This window comes from Acidobacteriota bacterium (genome assembly GCA_028874215.1).
In the GTDB taxonomy this organism is placed as follows: domain Bacteria; phylum Acidobacteriota; class UBA6911; order RPQK01; family JAJDTT01; genus JAJDTT01.
The window spans coordinates 1-3,823 of sequence record JAPPLF010000029.1 but is presented as its reverse complement, the minus strand read 5'-3'; the positions used below and the strand labels follow the sequence as shown (position 1 = coordinate 3,823).

The window sequence follows — 3,823 nt, the reverse complement described above, 5'->3', positions numbered from 1 at the left end:
CGGATCCGGCGGGGCGGGCGGGAGTTCGTGGTGTGCGGGACGAGGGGATTGCCGGGGGGCGATGGGGTTGAGGGCGCTCGGTGAGTCTTGGACCGCCCTGGAGGGAGGTTTTGCGGTGGCCGGTATTCGGGTTATATTCGGTATCATGTGCTAGGCGGAGCACGGGCGTACGGAGGTGATCCCCATGGGCCAGAGAAGTTCAATCGAATGGACGGAGGTCACTTGGAATCCGACAACGGGTTGCACCCGAGTATCGGAGGGGTGCGACAACTGTTACGCGGAAGCGTTGTCCCGGCGGCTGTTGAGCAAGATCTACCGTCGGCGCTTGCCGGCGGTAGATACGGCTGCCAACCGGCGTGACCCCTTTGCCGTCAGAATCTGGCCGGAGCGCTTGTCGCAGCCAGGCCAGTGGAAAGGACGACGCCTTGTCTTCGTCAACTCGATGTCGGATCTCTTCCATCGGGACATCCCCGGTTGGTTCCTCCGCGCCGTCTTCGAGGTGATGCTCGATGTGGATAGGCATACCTACCAAGTACTCACCAAGCGTCCGAGCCGCGTTGCCCGCTTTGTGCGAGAGAACAAGGACCTGTTCGGAGAGCAGGGACTGCCGTCGCACATCTGGATCGGGACATCGACGGAGAATCAGAACACGGCCTACCGGATCCGACACCTGAAGCAGGTTCCAGCGGCGGTTCGTTTCTTGAGCTGTGAGCCTCTGATCGGCCCGCTCAGCCTGTGCAAGGTGCTGAGTTCGGGTGGCATTCACTGGGTTATCGTAGGGGGTGAGAGTGGGCCAGGGCGACGCCCGGTCAATCCTCGGTGGGTAGCGGACCTACGGGACGAGTGCTTGGCCGCGAAGGTCCCCTTCTTCTTCAAGCAGTGGGGAGGACGTACGCCGAAGGCGGGCGGGCGTGAGTTGGAGGGGAGGGAGTGGAATGAGATTCCGGGCGGATGGGCGGAAGGGTTTCCTCAGACCATCGGAGGTGAAGGAGCCATCGGAGAACACGCTGGAGGCGGACGGGAGTGGAATGATGACTAGCTACAACCAGTTCGGTGGAGCTTGGACCGAAGACAAACTCCAGGTTTTGGAAGGCTACTTGGATGCTTATACCACCGCCCTCAAGCACCAGCCATTTGACCTCATCTACGTGGATGCGTTCGCAGGTACAGGATGGATAGAATCTGGGAACGAAGATGACTATGGAATACCGATCATGGGCTCCGCGGGTCGAGCCCTCAGTGTGAGACATCGATCATTTGATCGCATCGTGCTGGTGGACCTCGACGCCAAGAATTGCCGTCACCTGAGGGAACTGCGCCACCACTACCCGAGAAGGGTGATCGATGTCGAATGCGACGATGCCAATGTCTTTCTAAGACGCCTCCGTAGAAACACTTACGGGAGTGCTTGGCGCGGCGTCCTTTTCTTGGATCCCTTCGGCGTCCAACTGAAATGGAGTACCGTTGCTCATGTTGCGGGGCTACAGAGGCTCGATATGTGGCTGCTCTTCCCTTCCAGTGCAATCGGCAGGATGTTGCCCTTAACGCGGGATCCCGACGCCGTTGAGCCACAGTGGGTTAGCCGTTTGAATGCCGTTTTCGGTGGTGACAGTTGGCGAAAACTGTATTCGTCCACCGGCCAAGAGAATCTCTTCGGCGTGGAAGAACTGCATCGGAACCGCGGCGTTGGCGGTCTCCGTAGCATCTACGAGAGCCAACTCCAAGAGCTCTTCGGTGACCGGTTCCTAGGGCTTTCTAGGACATTGAGGAATAGGAAGAACTCACCTCTATTCGAGCTTTTTTTCTGTGTTGGCAGCTCAAGCCCTCAAGCGATCGCACTAGCCAAGAGAATCGCCACCAATAAGATCCTGAGTTGACCCCATGCCATGGCCATACGACCCAAGGGCAAGATTCGGAAGCACGAAGGCCAACTGCCAGCTACGCTTCGCAGACATGGACAGACGGTCGCGGGTGCCAGAGCGCTCGGCTTAGCGAGCCTGTTGGTCAACGAATTCGTATCTTAACCACACGCCGTCCAAGTGCCCGAAGTCTCTGTCGGTCGACAGGAGGGTCGCACCGGTGACGTGAGCTGTAGCGGCGATCCAGAGGTCGTTTTTCGACATCGGAACCGCTGGCTTCGGGGGACGAACTCCTCCCGGAGAATCGACGGGTTGACCTTGGGTTCATGCGTCGATGAGGGCGTATGCTCTCAGAATGTCAGGATCCTTGATCGGGAGATCAGGGAGTTCTGTGAGCGTCCTTTCAAGGTTGGTTCTCTTCTTCGATCCCCACCCGTTCCGCTCTGCGATGGAGAGTATCTCGCCTATGCACACAACGGAGGTGAAGGAGATCGCCTCAGGATCACCCAGATTGAACTGGTCGTGTGTGCGACGGGCCCAAGGAGCTCTCCGGGCAAGTCCCAACAGAATGTTCGTATCCAGCAAGAACCGTCGCATCGGGCCTGGCAACTAATCCAGTTGAGCCAGCAGTTCCTCGATGGGCTCATCGCCGGGCCACACACCCCAAAGCACCATCGGATCAACATGGGCGATTGCCTTGACAGGTGGGCTCCTTCTTAGGGCCGCTTGCCCGCTCGTTTCACCGTGCGGCGGGGTCTCGAAGATAGTGTCGCCGTCAGTGCGGGCGCTGATTCGGTACGCTTCGATCAGACGTGGCTGACCGTTGGGTTTGAAGTGGACCAGGCCTTGCACAGTGGCCAACTTGCCCCATAGCGGTCGGAGTAACTCTACGTCGAGGGAGCTGCGGCGTAGCCGACCCGGAAGGGTAAGCCCCTGGCCCATCAGGAGGCCGAAGCGACCCTGGCCGTGTCCGATCTCGTCGAGTCGCCCGCTTACTACGGCAGCGCGCGAGGCTGGGATCAAGTCCAATCGATGTCGGAGTCCCCGGCATTCCGAGGTCTCCAGAATAAACCCTCGCCGCGCTCCGTTCTCCGGAATCAACTCGTAGCGAACTTCTCCCGCTCCTTCGGCGGCTCTCCCCAGTTTGAGGATCTCACTAAGGGTGGAACTGTCGTAGTGGTCCCCGGTTGCGTCGGACCTTCGAGCTTCTCTGATGGCGCGGGCTCCCAGATCAAGTGCCGTGTCTCCCATTTCAGGTTGCTCAAGCCAGAAGTCTCGTTGCCCAAATTCCTGGCGAACGTCACCGAGTCTCGGGGCCTGGATATCGAGAGTTGTCGATCCTGCGCCGAGTCCTGTAACCGTTACGTTCATCGCCGCCTTTAGCCAACCCGGCTTTCGACCCTTGGCAACACTGCGGCCTGTGGCGGCCAGCCGCGTGGCTCGTTCCGCCGTTCCGAGCGGGGCACCCAACGCCCGCACCAAGGTGTTCGCCTTGATGTGGCCTTCTGCTTCGCGCAGCCCTTCAAGCCGCAACTTGTACGCCTGTTTGGTCAGTGGTCGCTCTCCCGTGTTGTGAGGCATCAAGGATCATCCCCGGCGAGCGAGGAGCCGCCCCTGCGGGCGAATAGGATACGCGGGTCCTTGCCGGCGGTCCAGTAGACGTTGCCAGTGCGGTTCTGGAGAACCAGACGGGAGTGCTCTCCCAATGGGTCTGGCGATTCGGGAGTTCGTTCCCGATCGGTTTGGAGAACGCGGTGACGGGGCGGGCCCTGCCGGGGAACCCCTACCGCTCGTACACCACCCTGCCCCCCACGACCGTCATGTCGACCTGCATGGTCTCCAGGCAGGGGTCGGCGCAGTCGAGGTAGTGCTCCGAGGTGACGACCAGGTCGGCGAGCCTGCCGACCTCGAGCGTGCCCTTGTCGGCTTCCTCGAAGGTGAGGTGGGCGTACCCCTGCGTCATC

The 3,823-nt window shown here is 60.3% G+C and carries 5 protein-coding genes; 2 read left to right on the top strand and 3 right to left on the bottom strand.

Going from position 1 to position 3,823, the window contains the following annotated elements:
- The first annotated feature begins 184 nt into the window (after positions 1 to 184).
- Both OXT71_06025 and tcmP read left to right on the top strand, forming a co-directional pair.
- On the top strand, positions 185 to 1,039 hold the full coding sequence (locus OXT71_06025) for a phage Gp37/Gp68 family protein (GenBank protein ID MDE2925940.1): 855 nt from the start codon (positions 185 to 187) through the stop codon (positions 1,037 to 1,039).
- Entirely contained in the window at positions 1,029 to 1,877 is an 849-nt protein-coding gene (gene tcmP / locus OXT71_06020) for a three-Cys-motif partner protein TcmP (GenBank protein MDE2925939.1), read from the top strand. Before OXT71_06025 ends, tcmP begins: the two co-directional genes overlap by 11 nt.
- 306 nt (positions 1,878 to 2,183) lie before the next feature.
- On the opposite strand, the gene OXT71_06015 is transcribed toward tcmP, so the two are convergent.
- The 3 genes from OXT71_06015 to OXT71_06005 all read right to left on the bottom strand — a co-directional run.
- On the bottom strand, positions 2,184 to 2,456 hold the full coding sequence (locus OXT71_06015) for a hypothetical protein (GenBank protein MDE2925938.1): 273 nt from the start codon (positions 2,454 to 2,456) through the stop codon (positions 2,184 to 2,186).
- 12 nt (positions 2,457 to 2,468) lie between these two features.
- Complete coding sequence (locus OXT71_06010; GenBank protein MDE2925937.1) at positions 2,469 to 3,440, bottom strand: hypothetical protein; 972 nt, start codon at positions 3,438 to 3,440, stop codon at positions 2,469 to 2,471.
- Positions 3,441 to 3,642: 202 nt separating this feature from the next.
- Positions 3,643 to 3,823: amidohydrolase family protein (locus OXT71_06005; GenBank protein MDE2925936.1), on the bottom strand; the 181-nt coding region annotated here is incomplete at its 5' end.